The organism is Empedobacter brevis (assembly GCF_965118635.1).
Classification (GTDB): Bacteria; Bacteroidota; Bacteroidia; order Flavobacteriales; family Weeksellaceae; genus Empedobacter; species Empedobacter brevis_A.
The window spans coordinates 306,673-332,312 of sequence record NZ_CBCPHV010000001.1; the positions used below are offsets into that span (position 1 = coordinate 306,673).

The 25,640-nt window shown below is 33.2% G+C and carries 20 protein-coding genes and 4 tRNA genes; 23 read left to right on the forward strand and 1 reads right to left on the reverse strand.

Annotated elements, in window-relative coordinates:
* Positions 1-87 precede the first annotated feature (87 nt).
* The 7 genes from ACMHJW_RS01425 to ACMHJW_RS01455 all read left to right on the forward strand — a co-directional run bounded on the left by ACMHJW_RS01425 (position 88) and on the right by ACMHJW_RS01455 (position 13,023).
* Complete coding sequence (locus ACMHJW_RS01425; RefSeq protein WP_413531658.1) at positions 88-2,502, forward strand: thiamine pyrophosphate-dependent enzyme; 2,415 nt, start codon at positions 88-90, stop codon at positions 2,500-2,502.
* An 88-nt stretch (positions 2,503-2,590) separates the two neighbouring features.
* Positions 2,591-3,841: a type IX secretion system plug protein domain-containing protein gene (locus ACMHJW_RS01430; RefSeq protein ID WP_413531659.1), complete on the forward strand. Its 1,251-nt coding sequence runs from the start codon at positions 2,591-2,593 to the stop codon at positions 3,839-3,841.
* A gap of 22 nt (positions 3,842-3,863) precedes the next feature.
* On the forward strand, positions 3,864-6,503 hold the full coding sequence (locus ACMHJW_RS01435) for a DEAD/DEAH box helicase family protein (protein WP_413531660.1): 2,640 nt from the start codon (positions 3,864-3,866) through the stop codon (positions 6,501-6,503).
* An 82-nt stretch (positions 6,504-6,585) separates the two neighbouring features.
* Positions 6,586-7,578 (forward strand): hypothetical protein, encoded by a 993-nt coding sequence (locus ACMHJW_RS01440; protein ID WP_413531661.1) that lies wholly within the window; start codon positions 6,586-6,588, stop codon positions 7,576-7,578.
* Complete coding sequence (locus ACMHJW_RS01445; RefSeq protein WP_413531662.1) at positions 7,575-10,136, forward strand: hypothetical protein; 2,562 nt, start codon at positions 7,575-7,577, stop codon at positions 10,134-10,136. Before ACMHJW_RS01440 ends, ACMHJW_RS01445 begins: the two co-directional genes overlap by 4 nt.
* 272 nt (positions 10,137-10,408) lie before the next feature.
* Entirely contained in the window at positions 10,409-12,037 is a 1,629-nt protein-coding gene (gene pruA, locus ACMHJW_RS01450; RefSeq protein ID WP_413531663.1) for an L-glutamate gamma-semialdehyde dehydrogenase, read from the forward strand.
* Between the two features lie 59 nt (positions 12,038-12,096).
* Entirely contained in the window at positions 12,097-13,023 is a 927-nt protein-coding gene (locus tag ACMHJW_RS01455) for a cation diffusion facilitator family transporter (RefSeq protein WP_413531664.1), read from the forward strand.
* Positions 13,024-13,178: 155 nt separating this feature from the next.
* Here ACMHJW_RS01455 and ACMHJW_RS01460 read toward each other — a convergent pair whose 3' ends face one another.
* Entirely contained in the window at positions 13,179-13,823 is a 645-nt protein-coding gene (locus tag ACMHJW_RS01460) for an OmpW/AlkL family protein (RefSeq protein ID WP_413531665.1), read from the reverse strand.
* 233 nt (positions 13,824-14,056) lie between these two features.
* Between ACMHJW_RS01460 and ACMHJW_RS01465 the strand changes: the two genes are divergently transcribed.
* The 16 genes from ACMHJW_RS01465 to rpoB all read left to right on the forward strand — a co-directional run bounded on the left by ACMHJW_RS01465 (position 14,057) and on the right by rpoB (position 25,611).
* Positions 14,057-15,199 carry an acyl-CoA dehydrogenase family protein gene (locus ACMHJW_RS01465; RefSeq protein ID WP_413531666.1) on the forward strand — a complete coding sequence of 381 codons (1,143 nt, stop codon included), beginning with the start codon at positions 14,057-14,059 and terminating at the stop codon, positions 15,197-15,199.
* Between the two features lie 68 nt (positions 15,200-15,267).
* On the forward strand, positions 15,268-15,462 hold the full coding sequence (rpsU, locus tag ACMHJW_RS01470) for a 30S ribosomal protein S21 (RefSeq protein WP_413531808.1): 195 nt from the start codon (positions 15,268-15,270) through the stop codon (positions 15,460-15,462).
* 82 nt (positions 15,463-15,544) lie between these two features.
* Positions 15,545-16,444, forward strand: coding sequence for a tyrosine-type recombinase/integrase (locus ACMHJW_RS01475; protein WP_413531667.1), 900 nt, complete (start codon positions 15,545-15,547; stop codon positions 16,442-16,444).
* Between the two features lie 2 nt (positions 16,445-16,446).
* Positions 16,447-16,746, forward strand: coding sequence for a ribosome hibernation-promoting factor, HPF/YfiA family (gene hpf, locus ACMHJW_RS01480; protein WP_413531668.1), 300 nt, complete (start codon positions 16,447-16,449; stop codon positions 16,744-16,746).
* 127 nt (positions 16,747-16,873) lie between these two features.
* Positions 16,874-16,947: transfer RNA gene (locus ACMHJW_RS01485), tRNA-Thr, on the forward strand.
* Between the two features lie 31 nt (positions 16,948-16,978).
* Positions 16,979-17,059: transfer RNA gene (locus tag ACMHJW_RS01490), tRNA-Tyr, on the forward strand.
* Between the two features lie 73 nt (positions 17,060-17,132).
* Positions 17,133-17,205: transfer RNA gene (locus tag ACMHJW_RS01495), tRNA-Gly, on the forward strand.
* Positions 17,206-17,390: 185 nt separating this feature from the next.
* Complete coding sequence (tuf, locus tag ACMHJW_RS01500) at positions 17,391-18,578, forward strand: elongation factor Tu (protein ID WP_135835360.1); 1,188 nt, start codon at positions 17,391-17,393, stop codon at positions 18,576-18,578.
* A 63-nt stretch (positions 18,579-18,641) separates the two neighbouring features.
* Positions 18,642-18,712 (forward strand) — tRNA-Trp (locus ACMHJW_RS01505).
* Between the two features lie 15 nt (positions 18,713-18,727).
* A complete protein-coding gene (secE, locus tag ACMHJW_RS01510; RefSeq protein ID WP_038331172.1) occupies positions 18,728-18,916 on the forward strand; it encodes a preprotein translocase subunit SecE in 189 nt (62 codons plus the stop codon).
* A gap of 32 nt (positions 18,917-18,948) precedes the next feature.
* Complete coding sequence (gene nusG / locus ACMHJW_RS01515; protein ID WP_413531669.1) at positions 18,949-19,497, forward strand: transcription termination/antitermination protein NusG; 549 nt, start codon at positions 18,949-18,951, stop codon at positions 19,495-19,497.
* A 69-nt stretch (positions 19,498-19,566) separates the two neighbouring features.
* Positions 19,567-20,007: a 50S ribosomal protein L11 gene (gene rplK, locus ACMHJW_RS01520; RefSeq protein ID WP_038331069.1), complete on the forward strand. Its 441-nt coding sequence runs from the start codon at positions 19,567-19,569 to the stop codon at positions 20,005-20,007.
* Positions 20,008-20,024: 17 nt separating this feature from the next.
* Positions 20,025-20,720 carry a 50S ribosomal protein L1 gene (rplA, locus tag ACMHJW_RS01525; RefSeq protein WP_413531670.1) on the forward strand — a complete coding sequence of 232 codons (696 nt, stop codon included), beginning with the start codon at positions 20,025-20,027 and terminating at the stop codon, positions 20,718-20,720.
* An 18-nt stretch (positions 20,721-20,738) separates the two neighbouring features.
* Complete coding sequence (rplJ, locus tag ACMHJW_RS01530) at positions 20,739-21,251, forward strand: 50S ribosomal protein L10 (protein ID WP_413531809.1); 513 nt, start codon at positions 20,739-20,741, stop codon at positions 21,249-21,251.
* A gap of 46 nt (positions 21,252-21,297) precedes the next feature.
* Complete coding sequence (gene rplL, locus ACMHJW_RS01535) at positions 21,298-21,666, forward strand: 50S ribosomal protein L7/L12 (protein ID WP_019974307.1); 369 nt, start codon at positions 21,298-21,300, stop codon at positions 21,664-21,666.
* 102 nt (positions 21,667-21,768) lie between these two features.
* Complete coding sequence (rpoB, locus tag ACMHJW_RS01540) at positions 21,769-25,611, forward strand: DNA-directed RNA polymerase subunit beta (RefSeq protein ID WP_413531671.1); 3,843 nt, start codon at positions 21,769-21,771, stop codon at positions 25,609-25,611.
* Positions 25,612-25,640 lie beyond the last annotated feature (29 nt).

Sequence of the window (25,640 nt, forward strand, 5' to 3'; positions counted from 1 at the left end):
TTCTTATCTAATTCATTAGTTAGACGCAAATTGTTTGGTGTAAGTTACAAATCTTTTGTTAAATTTGTGATGCAACAAACAAAAGAAATGGAAACAAAAGAGGTAAATAAAATTACTTTCGAAGAGTTTAAGAGCCAAATCATTAATGATTATAAAACAGCTTTTATGTCTCGTGAAGTAAGTCTTTTAGGAAGAAGAGAAGTACTTACAGGAAAAGCTAAATTTGGGATTTTTGGTGATGGAAAAGAATTGCCTCAAATTGCAATGGCAAAAGTATTTAAAAATGGAGATTTCCGTTCTGGATATTATCGCGATCAAACATTTATGTTCGCAATTGGCCAATTAACGGTTGAACAATTCTTTGCACAATTATACGCTTTAACAGATTTAGAGAAAGAACCTTCTTCTGGAGGTCGACAAATGACTTCTCACTTCGGAACACGTTCTTTGAATGAAGACGGTTCTTGGAAAAAATTAACAGAACAAAAAAATTCAAGTGCTGATATTTCACCAACAGCTGGCCAAATGCCACGTTTGTTAGGTTTAGCACAAGCTTCAAAATATTTTAGAAATGTTCCTCAAGCAGATGAAGATCAACAATTTTCTGTAAAAGGAAATGAAATTGCATTCGGTACAATTGGAGATGCAAGTACTTCGGAAGGACATTTCTGGGAAACAATAAATGCAGGTGGAGTATTACAAGTTCCAATGATTGTTTCTATTTGGGATGATGGTTATGGTATTTCTGTTCCAGCAAAATACCAACGTACGAAATCTAATCTTTCCGAATTATTATCTGGTTTTGGAAGAACTGAAAATGAAAGAGGATATGAAATTATAACCGTAAAAGCATGGGATTATCCTGCGTTAATTGAGGCTTATACACGAGCAGAAAGATTTGCGCGTGAACATCATATTCCGTGTATTGTACATGTACAAGAATGTACACAGCCACAAGGTCATTCAACTTCTGGTTCTCACGAACGTTATAAATCAGAAGAGCGTTTGAATTGGGAAAAAGAATTTGACGGTATTGCAAAATTCCGTGAGTATATTTTAGCATTTGCAGATCATTCAGAAGCAATTATTTCTCCAGAAGAATTAGATCAATTAGAAGCTGAAGTAAAAGCTGAAGTAAAAGCTTCTCAAAAACAATGTTGGGACGATTATTTGAATCCAATTCTAGAATTGAAAAATGAAGCGTTAGAATTGTTAACAAAAGTTGCTTCAGAAAGTATTAACGGAGCTTTTATTAATATTGAAATTACAAATCTAAAATCGAAGAAAAGTCCATTCAAACGTGATGTTTATGGAACTATTCGTAAAGTAATTCGATTAACTCGATCTGAAAATTTAGCTTCTAAAGGTGAATTAATTTCTTGGTTAGATACTAAGATGAAACACGAAGAAGAAGTTTATTCGACGAAATTAGTTTCAGGAACAGCAACAAAAGTACCACAAGTAAAACCAGAATTTGGAGAAAATCCAACATTAGAAGATGGACGTGTAATTGTTCGTGATAACTTCGATAAAATTTTTGAAAAATATCCAAAAGCATTGGTTTTTGGTGAAGATGCTGGTAATATTGGCGATGTTAATCAAGGTTTAGAAGGTCTTCAAGCAAAATATGGAATTGATCGTATTTCTGATACAGGTATTCGCGAAGCAACAATTCTTGGTCAAGGAATTGGATTAGCAATGCGCGGATTACGTCCAATTGCCGAAATTCAGTATTTAGATTATATTCTTTATTGTTTACAAGGTATTTCAGATGATTTGGCAACTGTACTTTATCGTACAAACGGAGGACAAAAAGCACCAGTTATTATCAGAACTCGTGGTCATCGTTTAGAAGGAGTTTGGCATTCAGGTTCACCAATGGGAGGAATCTTGAATTTAGTTCGTGGAGTGAATGTTTTAGTTCCGCGCGATTTAACAAAAGCAGCTGGTTTCTACAATACATTGATGCAAGCAGATGAACCTGCGATTGTTGTCGAAAGTTTGAATGGTTATCGTTTAAAAGAACCTGCACCAATCAATATCGGAGAATTTACTACACCAATTGGAGAAGTAGAAATTACAAAAGAAGGAAAAGATGTAACTTTATTAACATATGGTTCTACTTGGAGAATTGTAATGGATGCAGCGAAAGAATTGGAACAATTAGGTATTTCTGTTGAAGTGATAGATGCACAATCTTTATTACCTTTCGATATCAATGCTGATGTTGCAAAAAGTTTGAACAAAACAAATCGTTTAGTTATTGTAGATGAAGATGTTCCAGGTGGAGCAAGTGCTTACTTATTACAAGAAATTATCGAGAAACAAGGTGGATATTTCACGTTAGACAGTGCTCCATTAACAATTACAGCAAAAGCGCATCGCCCTGCTTATGCAACGGACGGAGATTATTTCTCAAAACCTTCTGTTGATGATATTACAGAACAAATTTATGACTTGATGCATGAAGCAAAACCAAATGAGTTTCCTGCTTTGTACTAAAAAATAAATTTTAGAGTTATATAAGCGTATGTCTTCCCAGAAAGACATACGCTTTTTTTGTATTTTTAAAAATCAAAATTGTAATAAAATGAAATTCTATTCAATCATATTTTGTCTGTTGACTTCTATTCTTTTTGGACAATTTCAGGACGCTGAACCTCCAAAAAATATCAAAACAATTCAAGTTTTTAATCCACAAACAAATGATAACACGCCTATTATTAGATTAGGTTCTGGTGAAAGATTGTTTTTCCTTTTTGATGATATAAATGCAGGCTATAAACGTTACCAATATTCAATCGAACATCGGAATGCTGATTGGTCAGAATCCAATATATTTCAGTCCGAATTCTTAAATGGAGTTAATTCTGATTATGCACGAATCCATAAAAATTCGTTCAATACTTATCAAAAATATACAAATTATCAAATTCAGTTTCCGAATGAACAAATGAATGTGAAGTTAGCTGGAAATTATCTTTTGAAAGTTTATTTAGAAAACGACTCGAATCCTATTTTCACTAAACGATTTGCCGTTTATCAGCCAATTACTGATGTTGGTGTTATTGTTTCTCGTTTCAATAATCCAACCGTAAAAGAACTGAATCAACGTTTACAAATCCAAGTTGCAAGTGGTACTCAAAATTTAACAGAAGTTCCAGATGGAGCAAAATTATTTTTGATGAAAAATAATAATTGGAATGAAGGTTATTTTATCAATCGCCCATCTTTCTCTAGACCAAATCAGCTAACTTATAATGCGACGGATATTTTATTCGAAGGTGGAGCAGAGTACAATTGGTTTGATAATAAAAATCTTGAAGTTCCAAGTTTAACAACAGAAAAAACGTTTCGAAAAGACAGCGTTTATCATACTGTTTTACGTATAGATTTTCCGAAATATAATTTACCTTATGATGATTATCCAGATATTGATGGTAATTTTTATATCCGAAACAACCGTTACGGAAATGAATATGCAGCAAATTCTGAAGCTGATTATTCATGGGTTTATTTTGCATTAGATGCTTTCGAAGATCAAAATGGTTTGTACGTTCCTTATGTTGTTGGAGCATTTAATAATTGGAGCATTGATGAAAATTCGAGATTAGAAAAAGATGATTCTGGACTTTGGGTGAAAGAATTATTCTTGAAACAAGGATATTACAATTATCAATATGTTGTTAAAAATACCAAAACAGGAAAAATTGATCCAAGTTATGTAAGTGGAAGTTTTTGGCAAACGGAGAATCAATATCAAGCGTTATTTTACTATCGTCCTTGGGGACAACGCTACGATGTTCTAATGGGATATGGATCAGGAAACTCGAGGAGATAAATAATTCAGTTTTTTATCAATCATGACATTCAAAACCCAACCGATAAAATTCAAATACAATTGGCGCGATTATCAACAGCGTGTATTATCAGAATTAGAAACTCATTTAGAAGATGCTCATCTAAATGTTGTAGCACCACCTGGTTCTGGAAAAACAGTTTTGGGGTTGGAAGTGATGCTTCGAATTAATGAACCTACACTTATTTTAGCTCCAACTTTAGCCATTCGTAATCAATGGAAAGATCGCTTCATAGAACTTTTTTTGAATGATCAGGAAGTTGATTGGATTTCGATGGATATTCATCAACCTCGTTTCCTTACAATTTCTACTTACCAAGGCCTACATGCTGCGATGGTAAAAGATGAACAGTCTTTGATTGAATTATTAAAAGAAAATAAAATCAAAACCTTGATTGTAGATGAAGCGCACCATCTAAAAAATGAATGGTGGAAAAGTCTCAACAAAATCAAGAGTGAATTATCTCCAAAAGTGATAGCACTAACAGCGACACCACCTTTTGATGTTTCGAAAGAAGAGTGGAATCGTTACCTTACTTTTTGTGGACCGATTGATTGCGAAATCTCTGTTCCAGAATTGGTGAAACAAAAAGATTTGTGTCCTCACCAAGATTTATTGGCATGTTCATTTCCAACAAGTTTCGAGAAAGAAATTATTTCCAAGAATCTCGAAGAGATAGAAGTTTTTTTTCAGTCTATAAAAGAGAATACAGCTTTATATGAATTTGTACTGACGTTAGATTTTATAAAGAATCCTGCAAGCTGTTTTGATGAGATTTATGCGGACTTTGATCTGTATGCGGCTTTTGTGATTTATCTAAAATCATTTGATTCTCCAATCGATTTTCAACATTTAGATTTATTGGAAAATGAAACGATAGATTTTCCTCCTTTCAATTATTATTGGGCAGAATGTATGTTTAATTATCTTTTGTTTAAAGATGAAGCATTTTATTTGGAGCATGAAAAATTCTTGAAACCTTTTTTGGTTCACCTAAAACGTATTGGTGCAATCGATCAGAAGAAAGTCACGTTACATTACAATCAAAAGGTTAAAAACTCATTGATAAATAGCGTTAAAAAGATTGACAACATTGCAGATATCGTTACTTCAGAATTTCAGCATTTGGGTGATAAGTTGCATATGGTGATTTTGACGGATTATATTCGAAAAGAATTTTATTCTGATAATTTACAGAACGAACCAAGTAAAATAAAATTGGGCGTTTTTCCTATTTTTGAAAAACTTCGAAATCTAAATCCTCAAATAATGCCACATCTTGCGGTTATTACGGGTTCTATGGTGATTGTCTCGAAAACAATACTTTCAAAAATCATTTATCAATTCAAAGAGAAAGCAGAAGCGATTCAGTTTAAATCGGTGATGTTTGATGATAACTTCTTCGAAGTTGTCGCGCAAGATAATTCAAGAGGAAATTTACTCGCTGTTTTAACAAAGTTATTCAATGAAGGTTGTATTAAAATAATTGTCGGAACTCGTGCATATTTGGGTGAAGGTTGGGATGCGCCAAGTATTAATAGTTTAATTTTAGCAAGTAATGTTGGCTCTTTTGTAACCTCAAATCAAATGCGTGGCCGTGCAATTCGCGTAAATTCTAATGAACCCGATAAAGTAAGTAATGTTTGGCATTTGGTTACGTTGGATTTGCTAGGGCAGAATGGAGGATCAGATTTAGAAAAAATGAAACAACGGTTTGAAGCTTTTGTTGGTATTTCACAAAAAGAAAATAGTATACCGAATGGCATTTCGCGTTTAAATCTTCCCGAAGAATTAACGATTCAGTCAATTGAAAATTATAATCAACAAACAATAGAATGGAGTAAAAATGATGTTCAAATCAGAGATAATTGGGCAAATTCAATTGCTCAAGGAACCACGATAGATAATGAATTAAAGTATTTTTATGACGGAGAAAATGAGTATGATTTCTCGAAACATTTATATTATTCGAAGTCGATAAAGAATGTTACAGCAAGTTTAATAATTTCTTTAACCTCTTTTATCGTTTTCTTTTTCGAAGAAAGTATTCGAACACTTCTCTTTTCAATGTCAAAGAAAAGCTTCCTTTCGACATTAGTTTTTCTATCAACTGTCGGAATTGTTTACTTCGGAGTTAACTTTTACAAGAATATCAAACTTTATATTCAGTACAGAGATATCACCAAAGATTTTCATAAAATTGCGCTTGCGTTATTCAAAACATTACAACATTTTAATTTATTGTCTGATGAATTGCGAGAATCTAATATATTGACAACGGTTGATAAAAAAGGAAATATCTCGTGTAGCTTATTATCGGCAACAACTTTTGATAAAGCGATTTTTTTAGATGCATTAGAAAATATCTTAAATCCAATTGATAATCCACGTTATTTCATTGAACGAAAAAGCGAATTGATGAATCTTTTTAAACAAAGAGATTATCATGCAGTTCCTGAAATTATAGGTCAACACAAGAAAAAAGCAGAATATTTTCATCAACAATGGTTGCAATTTGTCGGCGATGCAGAATTGCATTATACAAGAAGCTATTATGGCAGAAAGAAATTGATAAAAGCCAAAATTAAGTCATTAAGTTTTCAGTTGAAACAACCAATTGAACATATCAAAAAATGGAAATAACACTTTTAAAAGTTCTCTTCTCAAACTAAAATCTCACCAAATTTATTGATTGTACACAATGCTTTTCTAACTAAATTTGGATATGAAATTTTTATTCAAAATAATAACACCTTTCATGTTGTTACTTTTTTGTTTTGGTTGTACTTCCGAAACAAAAAAATCGCCAATAGATTTTTATTATTGGCGAAGCAATTATTCTATAAACGAGGCTGAAAAAAAGGTTGTCGATTCACTAAAAGTAGAAAATATTTACGTTCGTTTTTTTGATGTAGATAAGAAAGTGAATAAAATTTCTCCGATTGGAATCATTCAGAATTTTGATGCAATAAAACTTAATGTCAATTATATTCCAACGATTTTTATTACGAATCAAACTTTTCTGAATACGTCAAAAGATCAAGTGAAAGTTTTAGCCAAAGATGTCTATAATTTTTTGAGCGAAACCGCAGAAAGAGGAAACTTAAAAAACTTCAATGAAATTCAAATCGATTGCGATTGGACAAAGTCTACGCGCGAAAATTATTTTATGTTTTTATCAGAATTAAAACATATTTCGGGCAAGAAACTTTCGGCAACTTTGCGATTGCATCAAGTAAAATTCAAAGAACAAGAAGGAATTCCGCCTTTAGATAAAATGGTTTTAATGTGTTATGCAACCGAAAATCCAACCGATCAATCTGAAAATAATTCGATTTTAGATTTGAAAATAGCCAAAGATTATTTGAAAAATTTGAACCAATATCCAATTAAATTAGATGTTGCTTTACCAATTTATTCATGGGCAATTTTGACGAATTATCTCGGAAGAATAAAGTTGATAAATTCTTTTTCGACACAAGATTTGGTAGGAAAACCTGTAAAGAAAATTAGAAATAATTTTTATGAAGTAGAAGATGATTTTTTTGTTCGAAACTTCTATGTGAGTAAAGGTTTTACGATTAAAATAGAAACTGTTTCACCAGAATTATTAATTGAAACAAAATCTTTTATCGATACAAAATTATCGTACAATTATCGCTTGATTTATTATCATTTAGATTCAAAATTTCTAAAAACAATCCCAACACAATTATGAAAAAAATAGCACTTACTTTATGTCTAGCTTTTGGCCTTACAAAAGCATTTGCTTGCGCAGATGGAGGAGGAGAGGATTATTATTACTACAATCTTTTTTCGCAAACATTAAGCGAAGCGCCACAATATCAGCCGTTTTTAATGACAATGGATAATCCTTATTATTCAATGGATGCGAATCAAAAAAATGAGAATATTTTGGATTGGCAGAAAACGTTAGGAATTAATTATCAACAAGCATATCAATTTGTGTTCAAAGCATCGAAACAAGACATTGATTCGATGATAAAGAATGGAAAATCGACCAATTCTACTTATAGTTTTGCGACAACAGATTGGGTTAAAAAACACAAACAAGATTTACTTTATTTATCTTATGCAAAATATTTAGAACCATATATGGCGTTCTATTATATTGATAATGGAGAATGGTCTTATGTTGATCATCCCGAAAAAAATGTGAATAATCTGAATTATAAAAAAGTATTAGATGTTCTAAAGAAGAGTTGGAATGCAGAAACGGATAAAGAATTAAAAATTCGTTATGGTTATCAATTGGTTCGCTTTGCTCATTATTTTCACGAATATAAAGATGCAATCAACTATTTCAATATGTATGTTGCTTCGCAAGGAATTAAAAATTCGATGTATTATTATGCATTAGATCAAAAAGGCGGAGCAGAGCGTGCGCTAGGAAATTACATTCAAGCAAATTATGATTTCTTCAAAGTTTTTTCTCATTCCAATGATCGCAAATTAAGTGCTTATCAATCGATGCGTGTAACAGAAGATTTGAATTACGAGAAAATGTTGGCGAATGCAAAAACAATACAAGAGAAAAATGATTTGTATTTGTTGATTGGTTACAATGATTTTTCGAATCCCTTGGCGCCAGCTAAAAAGATTATTGCAAATGATGTAAATGCGGCTCAAGCGAGAATCTTATTTGCGCGTTCAATCAATTTAATTGAGCGAGAATATTTGCAACAAAATCCTGAAGATTATTATTGGAGTTCAACTCAAGAACGAAAAAAATATACTGATTTGTATTTGCCTGTAAAAACGAATAATTATTACGGAAGTTCTGAAGAAAACTCAAAAGACGAAATTCAAATCAATGAATTGATTGCGTTAGCAAAATCACAAGCGACAAAAGCGAACGATAAAGAATATTGGAATTTATCCGTTGCATATTTGAATTTGCTGAACAAGAATTTTTCGGAAACCAAGAATTATTTAGCAAAAGTAAATTCAAGTTCAAAAGAATTTCAGCAACAGAAAAAGGTAATCGAAATTTTATTAGAAATCTTCGAACAAAAGAAAATTACAGATAATTTCGAGAATCAATTGATGCAAAAATATGCTTCGATTTTAAATTTTGAATATCCGAAATTGCCAGAAAATGTTTATGAATATTCAAGTGAAGATGAACAAAAAATGAAGCTGAAAAATGTGATTTTAGATGTTTTGGCGAACCGATATTTTTTGCAAGGCGATAAAGGAAAAGCGTTTTTAATTCATAACAACATCACAGAATTAGGCTCAAATCCAGATTGGGCAATCATTAATGATTTGGATAAATTGGATAAAAAATCGAATAAAACAGCTTTCGAAAAATATTTGATTAATGCAAAAGTAAAATCGAGTTCATGGGATTGGAGAGCCGAAAAATCAACAGATATTCAGTTTAAATTAGCTGATTATATAGCCGATTTCAAAGGAACGTTGTATTTAGGCGAAATGAAATTTGATTTAGCAAAGAAAGAATTTGAAAAAATCGATCCTAAATTTCATACTTCTGAAAGTGCTTATTTTAGTTATGATTACAATTCTTCTACAGGAAAAGAAACCAAAACTTGGCTAGAGAATCAATTTGATGGTTATCATAATATTCCAAACAAAATTTTTGGATACAATAAAATCGAATGTTTTAATTGTGATGAAGAGCAAGTAATCGCAACGCCATATCTGAATGAATTCAAATTCATCAAACCAAAAATGTCAAAATTAGAATTGACAAATGCAATGATTGAATTGAATAAAATTGCAAAGAAAAATACCGAAGAAGCTGCAAAAGCAAATTATTTATTAGGAAACTTCTATTACAATACGACAACTTTGGGCTACTATCGTTACTTGTTAACATTTGATCAAAACAATGATAATGGTCCGAAGTTTAATAATTTTGACAACGAATACGAAGCCACAAATAATTTCTTTTATAAAAGTTTTGGTTGGGGCGGAAATTATGTTGACAATTTTTCTCCTTCTGAAAATTATTTGAAAAAAGCTTTCGATTTGACAAAAGACAAAGAGATGAAAGCGCAAATATTGTTTGCATTATCCAAAGATGAACAAGGTCGATTTTATAATGCAAAAGATCCTATTTTAAAACGTTTATATGAAAATCAATATGATAATGAAGCTAAAATCTTAGCATACAAAGTCGCTAATTATCGAGAAAATTTCAAAAAAATGAAACAATATTCAGATACTAAAGCATATCAAGAAATCAAATCTAATTGCAACTATTTTGATTATTATACGAACAACTTTTAAAGATAGAAACGCTCCTAAATTTAGGAGCGTTTCTATCTTTAAAATCAATTTAATCTAATTATATTAATCCATAATCAGAATAGAAAACTCAATTACGAAATATGAAGATTTATATCTATTGTTCTATCAACTCATAAAACCTGAAAATTAAATAGGGTATTTTATAATAACAGAATATAAATGAAGCTTTTTCTATTACTAGAACTGAGATTCTTTTCATTTATTTTTTGTAATTTTGGAATTCGAAAAGTTAAACAAACAAAATAATCAAAATGTCAAAATCATTTGCTCAAATTCCTCAAGCTGTAAACGAAGAGGTAAAATCATATGCTCCTGGATCTCCAGAGCGTGCGCAATTATTAGACGCATATAAAAAAATGTTTAATGAGGTAACAGAAGTTCCTCAATACATTGGATCTGAAGAAGTATTTTCAGGAAATAAAAAAGAAATTCGTCCTCCACATGATCATCAAAAAGTTGTAGGTTACTACCACGCAGGTACGCAAGAAGATGTAGTAAAAGCAATTGATTCTGCTTTAGCTGCAAAAGAAGCTTGGGTTGCAATGCCATGGGAAGACAGAGCTGCGATTTTCTTAAAAGCTGCAGATTTAATCGCTGGACCTTATCGTGCTAAATTAAATGCTGCAACTATGATTGGTCAATCTAAAAATGCAATGCAAGCAGAAATTGATTCAGCTTGTGAGTTGATTGACTTTTTACGTTTCAACGTACAATATATGACAGAAATTTATGCAGATCAACCAATTTCTTCTCCAGGAATTTGGAATCGCGTAGATTATCGTCCGTTAGAAGGGTTTACATTTGCTATAACTCCTTTCAATTTTACAGCAATTGCAGGTAATTTACCATCTTGTATGGCTTTAATGGGGAATGTTGTTGTTTGGAAACCTTCTGATAAACAAACATTGGCTGCTAAGGTAACAATGGAAGTTTTCAAAAAAGCAGGTTTACCAGATGGTGTAATCAATATGATTTTAACAAGTGGTGCAGAAACAGCAAAAACTGTTTTAGAGCATCGTGATTTTGCTGGTTTACATTTCACAGGATCGACAAAAGTTTTCAATACATTATGGAAACAAATTGGTGATAACATCGATAGATACAGAACTTATCCACGTATCGTAGGTGAGACAGGAGGTAAAGATTTCGTAATGGTTCATAAATCAGCTTGTGCAACAGAAGTTGCTGTAGGTTTAGTTCGTGGAGCATTCGAATACCAAGGACAAAAATGTTCTGCTGCTTCTCGCGCTTATATCCCATCTAATTTATGGAATGAAGTGGAGAAACAAATGAAAGAAATGTTAGCTACTGTAACATTAGGATCTCCAGAAGATTTCTCTAATTTCATGACAGCAGTTATTGACAAAAACTCTTTCGAAAAATCAAAAGCGTATATCGATCGTGCACAAGCATCTTCTGAAGCTGAAGTTGTTATCGGTGGTACGTATGATGATTCAGTTGGATACTTTGTTCAACCAACAGTTATCAAAGCAACAAATCCTAAATATGAATCAATGGTAGAAGAGATCTTCGGACCTGTATTATCTGTTTATGTTTATGATGAAAATGAATTTGAAGCAACTTTAAAATTAGTTGACGAAACTTCTGCATATGCTTTAACAGGATCAATCTTTGCAAAAGATCGTGCTGCAGTAGAATTAGCTTCTAAAGCATTGAAAAATGCTTGTGGAAACTTCTACATTAACGACAAACCAACAGGAGCTGTTGTAGGACAACAACCTTTCGGTGGAGCACGTGCTTCTGGTACAAATGATAAAGCAGGTTCTGCAATGAACTTGTTACGTTGGACATCTGTTCAAACGATCAAAGAAACATTTGTTCCTGCAAAAGATTACAAATATCCATTCTTAGAAAAATAATATTTTCGAGATATAAATTTAGAATAAGCCTTACCTTTGTAGGGCTTATTTTTTTTGGTATGAATGACAATTCGGAAAAAGCAATCAAAGCTTCGATTTTTAGTATAGTAGGAAACGCTTCTTTGGCTGGAATTAAGTTTTTGGCTGGTTATTTTGGGAATTCATACGCATTAATTGCAGATGCAATTGAGTCTTCTGCAGATGTTTTTTCTTCTATTTTTGTTTTCTTTGGACTTAAATATTCGGCTCGTCCTGCAGATGAAAATCATCCATATGGACATGGAAAAGCAGAAGCATTAATTACATTTTTGGTTGTAACGTTCCTAATTGTTTCAGCAGTTATCATTGCGAAAGAAAGTATTACGAATATTATTACGCCACATCATCAACCAAAACCATTCACTTTATTAGTTTTAGGAGGAATTATTTTGTTTAAGGAATTATCGTTTCAGTATGTGATGCGAAAAAGTGTAGAAACAAATAGTTCATCTTTAAAAGCAGATGCTTGGCATCATCGTTCAGATGCAATTACATCACTTATGGCTTTTATCGGAATTTCTATTTCCTTAGTAATGGGACCAGGTTGGGAAGCAGCAGATGATGTAGCCGCGCTTTTCGCTTCTGTATTTATTTTATACAATGCGTATAAAATTTTGCGTCCTGCTTTAGGTGAAATAATGGATGAACAGTTGTATCAAAACGAAATTAAACAAATCAGAGAAATCGCTTCTCATGTTCCTGGTGTTATGGCAACTGAAAAATGTAATGTTCGTAAAAGTGGAATGAATTATTATGTGGATTTGCACGCAATTGTAGATGGTTCAATCTCAGTTGTGGAAGGACATAAAATTAGTCACGATCTAAAAGATGCTGTACAAGCTGAAATGCCGCAAGTAAAAGATGTTTTAGTGCACATTGAACCTACTTTTGTTTCAGTGGAAGAATATTTTAAAATGAATAACATCGAAGATAAAAGAGTGCAATAGAGTTTTATTTACAAAACATAATAAAGTTTAACTTCAGAAAGAAATATTTCTGATTAAAAATATTGGGTAAAATTTAAATAAAAAAAGAGAAGCTATAGCTTCTCTTTTTGATTTTTAATCATGTAAAAATCATAATATATATAAAAGGTCGATTCTTAGAATAGTTTGAAACCAATACCAGTACTGATTAACCAAGGATTAAGATCTACATCTGCTGGCACATAAACTTGTTGACCCAAATCAGCTCCAACAGTTACATCGGTATTAAGATATAATTTTTTAACATCTACATTCCAGTACAATTTATCATTGATTTTGTAATCAAATCCTAATTGAAATCCGAAACCAACATTGTTTTTATAATCCACACTTGTTACGGCTGCATTTCTACCTTTACCTTGCCCTTTGTCATAGAAAATTGTATAATTAATTCCAGCTCCAACGTATGGTTTCAAGTTTTTAGTTGGGTATAAATGATATTGCACATTAAGTGTTGGAGGTAACAACATCACACGTCCTAAATCTAAATTTCCTAATGCAGTATTTACTGCAACTACTTCATGCTTAGATGTTCCTAAAATTAATTCGGCCGCAATATTTTTAGTTACATAATATGTAAAATCAATTTCTGGAATAAGGTTGTTTGTTACTGCGACATTTCCACCAATAGCTTCAATTTTAGCATCTTCCATAGGAACTACACCAGTTGCTCTCACACGCATATGCAATTCACCTGCTTCTTGTCCAAATGAAATTATTGATGTAAAGATTGCTCCAAGTAATATAAGTCCTTTTTTCATATCTTTTTATTTTAATTCTCTTTGCAAAACTCGGATTAATTTATCCGAATTAAAATGTTAAAAATCATTTTCGAAAATGACTTTTAACATTTGTTTCTTTTGATGATTTTATTAACTTAAAACCGCTGATAATCAATTATTTTTAATGAATAAAAATAATCATAAAAGAAAAACTTTTCACTTGATAGAAATTTATTACTTTTGGAGTTAAGTCATAATAAAAACTCAAAAAAATGAATTTCTTAGAAAACGAAAATTTATCGTTAATTGCACAATCTGCTAGAGATTTTGCAAAACAATATATTCAACCAAATATTATGGAATGGGACGAAGCCCAAACTTTTCCTGTTGAAGTATTCAAAGAATTAGGGAAAATGGGATTCATGGGAATTGTTGTTCCAGAAGAATATGGAGGAAGCGGATTGTCTTATGATGAATATGTATCAATTGTAGATGAAATTTCACAAGTAGATCCATCAATTGGTTTATCTGTAGCTGCACACAATTCACTTTGTACAAATCATATTTTAGAATTTGGTAACGAAGAACAAAAACAGCGTTGGTTGCCAAAATTAGCAACAGCAGAATGGATTGGAGCTTGGGGATTAACAGAGCACAATACTGGTTCTGATGCAGGAGGAATGTCTACTACAGCAGTAAAAGATGGTGATGAATGGGTGATAAACGGAGCGAAGAATTTTATTACACATGCCATTTCTGGAGATGTAGCTGTTGTAATGACAAGAACAGGAGAAAAAGGAGCAAAAAATAATGCAACAGCATTTGTTATAGAGAAAGGAACACCAGGTTTTACATCAGGTAAAAAAGAGAATAAATTAGGAATGCGTGCTTCAGAAACAGCAGAATTAATTTTTGATAATGTTCGCGTTTCTGATGCTAATCGTTTAGGAAATGTAGGAGATGGTTTCAAGCAAGCACTTAAAATTTTAGATGGTGGACGTATTTCAATTGCCGCATTATCATTAGGAATTGCAAAAGGAGCATACAAAGCAGCATTAAAATATGCACAAGAACGTCATCAATTTGGTACTGCTATTGCAAATTTCCAAGCAATTAATTTCAAATTAGCAGAAATGATTACAGAAATTGAAGCTTCAGAGTTATTAATTCGTAAAGCATCTTATCTTAAAAATCATAAAAAACCAATGTCTACAGAAGGTGCAATGGCAAAATATTATGCTTCGGAAGCGTGTGTTAAAATCTCGAATGAAGCGGTTCAAATATTTGGAGGTTACGGTTATACAAAAGATTTTCCTGTGGAAAAATTCTACCGCGATTCTAAATTATGTACAATAGGAGAAGGAACAACAGAAATACAAAAATTAGTTATTGGTAGAAATATTTTGAAAGATTAATACAAAAGGATTTGTTTAATTACTAAAGAGTTGTATATTTGCCATCTCAAAAAGAAATAGATAAAATTATGTTGATTATACCAGTAAAAGACGGAGAGTCAATCGAAAGAGCTCTAAAAAAATACAAAAGAAAATTTGATAAAACAGGTGTTGTACGTCAGTTAAGAGCACGTCAACAATTTACAAAACCTTCTGTTACAAAAAGACAAAAGATGAGTAGAGCAATCTACAAACAAGCTTTAGTTTCACAAGAAGAAGCATAAATTGCTGTTTTAAACAATATAAAGAATTAATTTCTATTGACCTATTTATTAAAGTTGTAACTTTGATGAATAGGTTTTTTTTATGGAATTTATTCAATTATTCTTAGATTATTTAGCGCTCGAGAAAAACTATTCTACGCTAACGATTACAAGTTACAAAAGAGATTTAGATGATTTTGTTGAGTTCTATCAACAAGAAGAAAACTCATCCGAAATTCAACTCGCTACCAAAAATCATATCCGCGCATTTGTAATGTATTTAACTGAATTGGAGAAATCCGAAAAAACAGTTAATCGCAAACTAAGCGCTCTTCGCACATTTTATAAATATTTGATCAAAGAGAATTATTTAACAATAAATCCAATAGAACAAATTCATTCACTAAAACAGCATAAACAAGTTTTGGTTCCGTTTACCGAAGCAGAATTGAATGATTTATTAAATAACGAAGAATTCTTTCCAGATACTTTCGAAGGAGTTCGCGATCGTTTAATGATTGATGTGATGTATCAAACTGGAATTCGTCGTGCCGAGTTGATTGGTTTAAAAGAAAACGATATCGATCCTAATACGCTTTCTATAAAAGTTTTGGGAAAAAGAAATAAAGAACGAATAATTCCTATTTCAACTTTTTTGTTGGAAGATTTAGCAAATTATAACGCCAAAAAACATAACGAAATTACCTTACAATGTACGAATGTTTTTGTAACAGAAAAAGGAAAACCTTTGTATGATAATCTTGTTTATTCGAAAGTAAAATATTATCTTAGTCTTATAAGCGTAAAACATAAAAAAAGTCCTCATATGCTGAGGCATTCATTTGCGACTCATATGTTAGATTCTGGAGCAGATCTGAATGCAGTAAAAGATATTTTAGGGCATTCAAGTTTGTCATCAACTCAAATCTATACACATGGTAGCATCGAAAATCTAAAAAAAGTGTTTAACAAAGCTCACCCACGTGAGAACAAAAAAGAGTAATTATGACAATTAACTTTCAAGCAGTAAACTTCAATACTAAACCAGGTTTAGAGGAGTATTTAGAGAAAAAATTAGAAAAATTAGAAACTTTGTCAGACAAAATCATTGCAGCGAATGTTTCTTTTAAATTAGAAAATACTGCAGAAAAAAATAATAAGACAGTTGATATTAAGCTAGAAGTACCAGGAGATGATATTATAGTTAGTAAAACAGGGCAGTCTTTTGAGGAATGTATTGATTTGTCGGTAGATACATTAAAAAAAATAATTATCAGAAAAAAAGAAAAAATTAGCGAGAGATAAAAAATAGAGAATTGACTAAAAAAAGAACCTAAAAATTTGGTTAATTCAAAAAACAACGTAAATTTGCAGTCCGTTAAACAAACATATTTAACGGACTGTTCTTTTAAAAATACTTTAAAAACAAAATGCCGATGTAGCTCAGCTGGCTAGAGCAGCTGATTTGTAATCAGCAGGTCGTGGGTTCGAGTCCGTCTATCGGCTCAAAGTTTTAAAAGAATGAAAAAAATAGGTCGGGGAGATACTCAAGCGGCCAACGAGGACGGACTGTAAATCCGTTGGGTAACCTTCGCAGGTTCGAATCCTGCTCTCCCCACAAACTTAATTTTTAAAAATTTTTGTAGTTTAGGATTTAATCTTTAAATTTGCAAAGCTTTTTAGAAGTGAATGCGGGAATAGCTCAATTGGTAGAGCGTCAGCCTTCCAAGCTGAATGTTGCGGGTTCGAGTCCCGTTTCCCGCTCAAATTCTGGTTCGTCCAGTGTAGTTAATCTTTTAAGTAGTTGTTGAGACTCATTTAAACCAAGGTTAACGCGAGTCAAAAATTAATATCTTTATATAAATCAAAAAGTGTATTTTTGCACTTGAAAATAATTTAAAGTTATTTTTTTAATTTAAGTATAACAATAGAAATTAATAAAAAGTAAAATGGCAAAGGAAACTTTCAACCGTAATAAGCCGCACTTAAATATTGGTACTATTGGTCACGTTGACCACGGTAAAACAACTTTGACTGCAGCGATTACTAAAGTATTAGCTGATGCTGGTTATTCAGAAGCAAAAGCTTTCGATCAAATCGATAATGCTCCAGAAGAAAAAGAGCGTGGTATTACAATTAATACATCTCACGTAGAGTATGAAACTGCTAACCGTCACTACGCACACGTTGACTGTCCAGGTCACGCGGATTACGTAAAAAACATGGTTACAGGAGCTGCTCAAATGGATGGTGGTATCTTAGTAGTAGCTGCTACTGATGGTCCAATGCCTCAAACTCGTGAGCACATCTTATTATGTCGCCAAGTAAACGTTCCTCGTATCGTTGTTTTCTTAAACAAAGTTGATATGGTTGACGATGCTGAGTTATTAGAGTTAGTAGAAATGGAAGTAAGAGATTTATTATCTTCTTACGAATATGACGGAGATAACACTCCAGTTATCCAAGGATCTGCTTTAGGTGCATTGAACGGTGAGCCTCAATGGGTTGAAACTGTATTAAACTTAATGAACAATGTTGATGAGTGGATCGAGCAACCAGTTCGTGATGCTGATAAACCATTCTTAATGCCAGTAGAGGATGTGTTCTCTATTACAGGTCGTGGTACTGTTGCAACAGGACGTATCGAGGCTGGTGTAATTAACTCTGGTGAAGCAGTTGATATCGTAGGTATGGGAGAAGAAAAATTAACTTCTACTGTAACTGGGGTTGAGATGTTCCGTAAAATCTTAGATAGAGGTGAAGCTGGTGATAACGTAGGTTTATTATTACGTGGTATTGAGAAAACTGAAATCCGTCGTGGTATGGTTATCGCGAAACAAGGATCTGTTAAACCACACAAAAAATTCAAAGCTGAGGTTTATATCTTAACTAAAGAAGAGGGTGGTCGTCACACTCCATTCCACAACCGTTACCGTCCACAGTTCTACGTACGTACAACTGACGTAACAGGGGAAATCAACTTACCAGAAGGAGTAGAGATGGTTTTACCAGGAGATAACTTAACTATTACAGTTGAATTATTACAACCAATCGCATTAAACGAAGGTTTACGTTTCGCAATCCGCGAAGGTGGACGTACAGTTGGTGCTGGTCAGGTAACTGAAATTTTAGACTAATTATAGTCAAAATATAATACAGAAGATGTGGTAATCTTCAATGATTACCACTCTTTTTTATCTACGGGCATAGTTCAATGGTAGAATAGCGGTCTCCAAAACCGTTGATCAGGGTTCGAATCCTTGTGCCCGTGCTAAATGAAAACGATATGAAAGTCGTACAATATTTTAAAGATTCCTTTGTAGAATTTAAAGATCATGTTACATGGCCATCATTCTCTGATCTACAAAGAGACACAATTATTGTTGCAATAGCTACAGTTTTGTTAGCTATATTTTTATATGCGGTAGATACATTATTCACACAAGTGCTTAACTTTATCTACGGCGCTTTTTAGTTTGTAAAATATCCCGTTTAGTAATTAGAATCATGAGTGAAAAGAAATGGTATGTAATCAAGACTGTGGCTGGACAAGAGCTAAAAGTTAAGGATTATATTGAAAGAGAAATTCAGTACCAAAATTTGAATGATTATGTAGGGCAAATAGTTGTCCCTATGGAAAAAGTGATTCAAATCCGTAACGGTAAAAAATATCAAAAGGAAAAAGTACACTTTCCTGGTTACATTATGATCGAAGCTGAACTGGTAGGAGAAATTCCTCACATGGTAAAGAATACATCAGGCGTAATTAGCTTTTTAAGTGCAACGAAAGGAGGTGATCCTGTACCAATGAGACAATCGGAAGTTAACCGAATGTTAGGTAAAGTTGACGAATTAGCAGAAAACGTTGATACAAACTTAGGAGTATCTTATATCGTAGGAGAAACAGTAAAAGTAATCGACGGACCATTCAATGGATTCAACGGAACAGTTGAAAAAATCATTGAAGACAAACGTAAACTTGAAGTGATGGTTTTAATCTTCGGACGTAAAACACCACTTGAGTTAAGTTTTAACCAAGTTGAAAAGATTGCATAATCTATCAACAAATTAAAAGTAGAAATTTAGGCTGCTTCCACATAACGCTTAATTTTAAGAATTAAAAAAATGGCAAAAAAAATTGAAAAAGTTGTAAAACTTCAAGTTAAAGGAGGACAAGCAAATCCTTCGCCACCAGTAGGACCAGCTTTAGGTGCTGCAGGTGTTAACATTATGGAGTTTTGTAAACAATTTAATGGACGTACACAAGAAAAACAAGGTGCAGTGTTACCAGTTGTTATTACTGTGTATCAAGATAAATCATTTGATTTCGTAATTAAAACTCCTCCAGCTGCTATTCAGTTAATGGAAGCTGCGAAATTAAAAAAAGCATCAGGTGTGCCTAACCGTCAAAAAGTTGGTACTGTTACTTGGGATCAAGTTAGAGCTATTGCTGAAGATAAATTAGCGGACATGAACTGTTTCACTGTTGAATCTGCTATGAAAATGGTTGCTGGAACTGCACGTTCTATGGGTATAACTGTAAAAGGTGGGCAAGCTCCAGAATAATTAAAACATTTTAGGAAATGGCAAAGTTAACAAAAAGACAAAAAGAAGCACAAGCTAAAGTAGAGAAAAACAAACTTTATTCTATCGATGAAGCATCATCTTTAGTAAAAGAGGTAAACTACGCAAAGTTTGATGCATCTGTAGATATAGCAGTTCGTTTAGGTGTAGATCCTAAGAAAGCTAACCAAATGGTACGTGGAGTAGTTTCATTACCACACGGAACAGGTAAAGATGTAAAAGTATTAGCATTAGTTACTCCAGACAAAGAAGCAGAAGCTAAAGCAGCAGGTGCTGATTATGTAGGATTAGACGAATACTTACAAAAAATTAAAGAAGGTTGGACAGATGTTGACGTTATCGTTACAATGCCAGCTGTTATGGGTAAATTAGGACCATTAGGACGTGTTTTAGGACCTCGTGGATTAATGCCTAACCCAAAATCAGGAACTGTAACTTTAGAAGTTGGTAAAGCTGTTTCTGAAGTAAAAGCAGGTAAAATCGACTTCAAAGTAGACCGTTACGGAATTATCCACGCTGCAGTTGGTAAAGTATCTTTCGATGCTGAGAAAATTAAAGAAAATGCGAATGAATTAATTCAAACTTTAATTAAATTAAAACCAACAGCTGCTAAAGGAACATATGTAAAAAGCATCACGCTTTCTACAACTCAATCTGTAGGTGTATCAGTAGATCCAAAAAGTGTAAACGCTTAAAATTAGTAGATTATGGCAATGACAAAACAAGATAAAGCAAATATGATAGATGAATTGCAAGCTGTATTAGCAGAAGCAAAAATCATCTACTTAGCAGATATCGACGGATTAAACGCTGTTAATACTACTGAATTAAGAAGAACTTGTTTTAAAAGCAATGTATCTTTACGCGTAGTAAAAAACACTTTATTAAAGAAAGCTATGGAGCAAATCGAAGACAAAAACTTCGAAGAGCTTTACGGATCTTTAAAAGGAAATACAGCATTAATGACTGCTGAAGTTGGTAACGCACCAGCTAAAGTAATCGATACTTTCAGAAAAAAATCTGAAAAACCTATTTTAAAAGGAGCTTGGATTGAAGATAATATTTTTGTTGGTGATGACAAATTACCACAATTAGTAGCATTGAAATCTCGTGAAGAATTAATCGCAGATATCATCATGTTACTTCAATCTCCAATCAAAACAGTTGTTTCTCAATTAGAGAACAAAGAAGCTGCGAAAGCAGAAGAAGGAGCTTCAGAAGAATAAGACACACTCATATTAAATAAAAGTTTAAAAAACAAAAAGCATTAAAATGGCAGATTTAAAAAAATTAGCTGAAGAGTTAGTAAACTTGACAGTTTTAGAAGTTAATGAATTATCTACAATCTTAAAAGATGAGTACGGAATCGAACCAGCTGCTGCTGCTGTAGTTGTTGCTGCAGGTGGAGCAGGTGAAGCTGCTGAAGAGCAATCAGAATTCGACGTAATCTTAAAAGAAGCAGGTGCATCTAAATTAGCAGTTGTTAAATTAGTTAAAGAATTAACTGGAAAAGGATTAAAAGAAGCTAAAGATTTAGTAGATTCAACTCCAGCAACAGTTAAAGAAGCAGTTTCTAAAGACGAAGCTGAAGCTTTAAAGAAACAGCTAGAAGAAGCTGGTGCAGTAGTAGAATTGAAGTAATTTTTATTACTCAAAAATATAGGTTTGGACCTAACACAGGACGTGTTAGGTCTAAACCTTTTTACGCATAAAGTCATTATATAAACCAAAATTCATTCGAAATTGGCCACTAAAGCAACATTAAGCAACTCGACTGAGAAAAAAGAAAGATTGAACTTCTCTTCTGCAAAAGCAGTCGCTCAGTTCCCAGATTTCCTTGACATTCAGATCAAATCGTTTGAAGATTTTTTCCAGTTGGAAACAAGACCTGACCAACGAAAAAATGAAGGTCTTTACCGAACATTTGCTGAGAATTTTCCAATTACGGATACTCGCAATCAGTTTGTTTTAGAATTCTTAGATTATTTCGTAGATCCACCACGTTACACAATTGATGAGTGTATCGAAAGAGGATTAACGTACAGTGTACCATTGAAAGCTCGTCTTAAATTGTACTGTACAGACGAAGAACACGAAGATTTCGAAACTGTTGTGCAAGACGTATATTTAGGAACAATTCCTTACATGTCTCCTTCAGGATCATTCATCATTAATGGTGCAGAGCGTGTTATTGTATCTCAATTACACCGTTCTCCTGGGGTATTCTTCGGACAATCTTTTCACGCGAATGGTACAAAATTGTACTCATCTCGTATTATTCCTTTCAAAGGATCTTGGATTGAGTTCGCAACAGACATCAACAGCGTAATGTACGCTTACATCGATCGTAAGAAAAAGTTACCATTAACTACTTTATTACGTGCTATCGGATATGAAAGAGATAAAGATATCTTAGAAATTTTCGACTTAGCAGAAGAAGTAAAAGTTAATAAAGCTAATTTAAAGAAAGTTGTAGGTCGTAAACTTGCTGCACGTGTATTAAATACATGGCACGAGGATTTCGTAGATGAAGATACAGGAGAAGTTGTATCAATAGAACGTAATGAAATTATCTTAGATCGTGAAACAATCTTAGAAAAAGATCACATCGATCAAATCGTAGATTCTGGCGTTAAGACAATCTTATTACACAAAGAAGATATCAATTCTGCTGATTATGGAATTATCCATAATACTTTACAAAAAGACCCTACTAATACTGAAAAAGAGGCAGTAGAGTATATCTATAGACAATTACGTAACGCTGAGCCACCAGATGAAGAAACAGCAATTGGAATTATTGATAAATTATTCTTCTCAGATCAACGTTATTCATTAGGTGAAGTAGGTCGTTATAGATTAAATAAAAAATTAGGCTTAAACATTAGTGAAGACATACAAGTCTTGACTCGTGAAGATATCATTTCGATTATTAAATACTTAATCGAATTAATCAACTCTAAAGCAGAGGTAGATGATATTGACCACTTATCTAACCGTCGTGTAAGAACGGTAGGTGAGCAAATGGCAAGCCAATTCGGAGTAGGTTTAGCTCGTATGGCTAGAACTATCCGTGAAAGAATGAATGTTCGTGATAACGAGGTGTTTACACCAATCGATTTGATTAATGCTAAAACATTATCATCAGTTATCAATTCATTCTTCGGAACGAACCAGTTATCTCAGTTCATGGATCAAACAAATCCATTATCAGAGATTACACACAAACGTCGTTTATCAGCATTAGGACCTGGAGGTTTATCAAGAGAAAGAGCGGGATTCGAGGTACGTGACGTACACCACACTCATTACGGACGTTTATGTCCAATTGAAACTCCTGAGGGACCAAACATTGGTTTGATTTCGTCATTATGTGTATTCGCTAAAGTTAATAACTTAGGGTTCATCGAAACACCGTACAGAAAAGTAGAAGATGGAAAAGTGGACGTCGAATCAGCACCAATCTATTTAACTGCGGAAGAGGAGGAATCAAAAGTAATTGCTCAAGCCAATATCAACATGACAGACGATGGTACTATTGCTACTGAACGTGTAACTGCTCGTGAAGATGGGGATTTCCCTGTGGTAACACCTGCAGAAGTTGATTTAATCGACGTTGCACCTAACCAGATTGCTTCTATCTCAGCATCATTAATTCCTTTCTTGGAGCATGATGACGCCAACCGTGCGTTAATGGGATCGAACATGATGCGTCAGGCAGTTCCATTATTGAAACCTCAAGCACCAATTGTAGGTACTGGATTAGAAAAACAAGTTGCAAAAGATTCTAGAATCTTAGTTAATGCAGAACGTGAAGGTACAGTAACTTATGTTGATGCTGACATTATAACAATAAAATATGATCGCTCAGAAGACGAAGAATTAGTAAGTTTCGATTCTGCTGAGAAAACATATAACTTAACTAAATTCAGAAAAACGAATCAAGGAACTACAATCACGTTAAAACCAATTGTAAAAGTTGGAGATCGTGTAGAGAAAGGACAAGTTTTATCTGAAGGTTATGCAACAGAAGGAGGAGAACTAGCAATTGGTCGTAACATGGTTGTTGCCTTCATGCCTTGGCAAGGGTACAACTTCGAGGATGCAATTGTAATCTCTGAGAAAGCTGTTCGCGAAGACTGGTTTACATCTATCCACATCGATGAGTATTCATTAGATGTACGTGATACAAAATTAGGTATGGAAGAATTAACTTCAGACATTCCTAACGTTTCGGAAGAGGCTACTAAAGACTTAGACGAAAATGGTATGATCCGTATTGGAGCAGAAGTAAAACCTGGTGATATCTTGATTGGTAAAATTACTCCAAAAGGAGAATCTGATCCAACTCCAGAAGAAAAATTATTACGTGCGATCTTTGGTGACAAAGCTGGTGATGTAAAAGATGCTTCTCTTAAAGCTTCTCCATCATTACGAGGTGTTGTTATTGATAAAAAATTATTCTCACGTAGTATAAAAGATAAACGTAAACGTTCTCAAGACAAAGCAATTATTGATAGTGTAGAAGCTGAGTACGACGTTAAATTCAACGAATTAAGAGATATTTTATTAGAGAAATTATACGTTTTATTAAACGGAAAAACTTCTCAAGGTATTTACAACGACTTGAACGAAGAAGTAATCAAGAAAGGTGTAAAATATACGCAAAAAATATTATCTAATGTTGAAGATTTCTTAAACTTAACTGGAGCAGAATCTCTTTGGACAACAGACGAGGATAAGAATGAATTAGTAAAAGAGTTAATACATAATTATAAAATTAAGTATAACGATTTACAAGGAGCTCTTAACCGCGAAAGATTTACAATTTCTGTTGGAGATGAATTACCTGCAGGTATCGTAAAATTAGCTAAAATCTATATTGCGAAGAAACGTAAACTAAAAGTTGGGGATAAAATGGCGGGACGTCACGGTAACAAAGGTATTGTTGCACGTATCGTTCGCGACGAAGATATGCCTTTCTTAGAAGACGGAACACCAGTAAATATCGTACTTAACCCACTTGGGGTACCATCTCGTATGAATATCGGACAGATTTATGAAACGGTATTAGGATGGGCTGGACTTAAAATGGGACAAAAATTTGCAACACCTATTTTCGACGGTGCAGAAATCGAGGATATCGATAGAATCACAGAAGAAGCAGGTATTCCAAAACATGGTACAACATATTTATATGATGGTAATACTGGAGAACGTTTTGATCAAAAAGCTACTGTAGGTGTTATTTACATGTTGAAATTAGGACACATGGTTGACGACAAAATGCACGCGCGTTCTATCGGACCATACTCACTAATTACTCAACAACCATTAGGTGGTAAAGCACAATTCGGTGGACAACGTTTCGGAGAGATGGAGGTTTGGGCATTAGAAGCATTTGGTGCATCTAATATCTTACGCGAAATCTTAACAGTTAAGTCGGATGACGTAATTGGACGTGCGAAAACTTACGAAGCAATCGTAAAAGGAGAGCCAATGCCAGAACCTGGTATTCCAGAATCATTTAACGTATTGTTACATGAATTACAAGGTCTTGGATTAGACATAAACTTGGAAGAATAATAGGGAAACCTATTATTCTACCTTTTTCG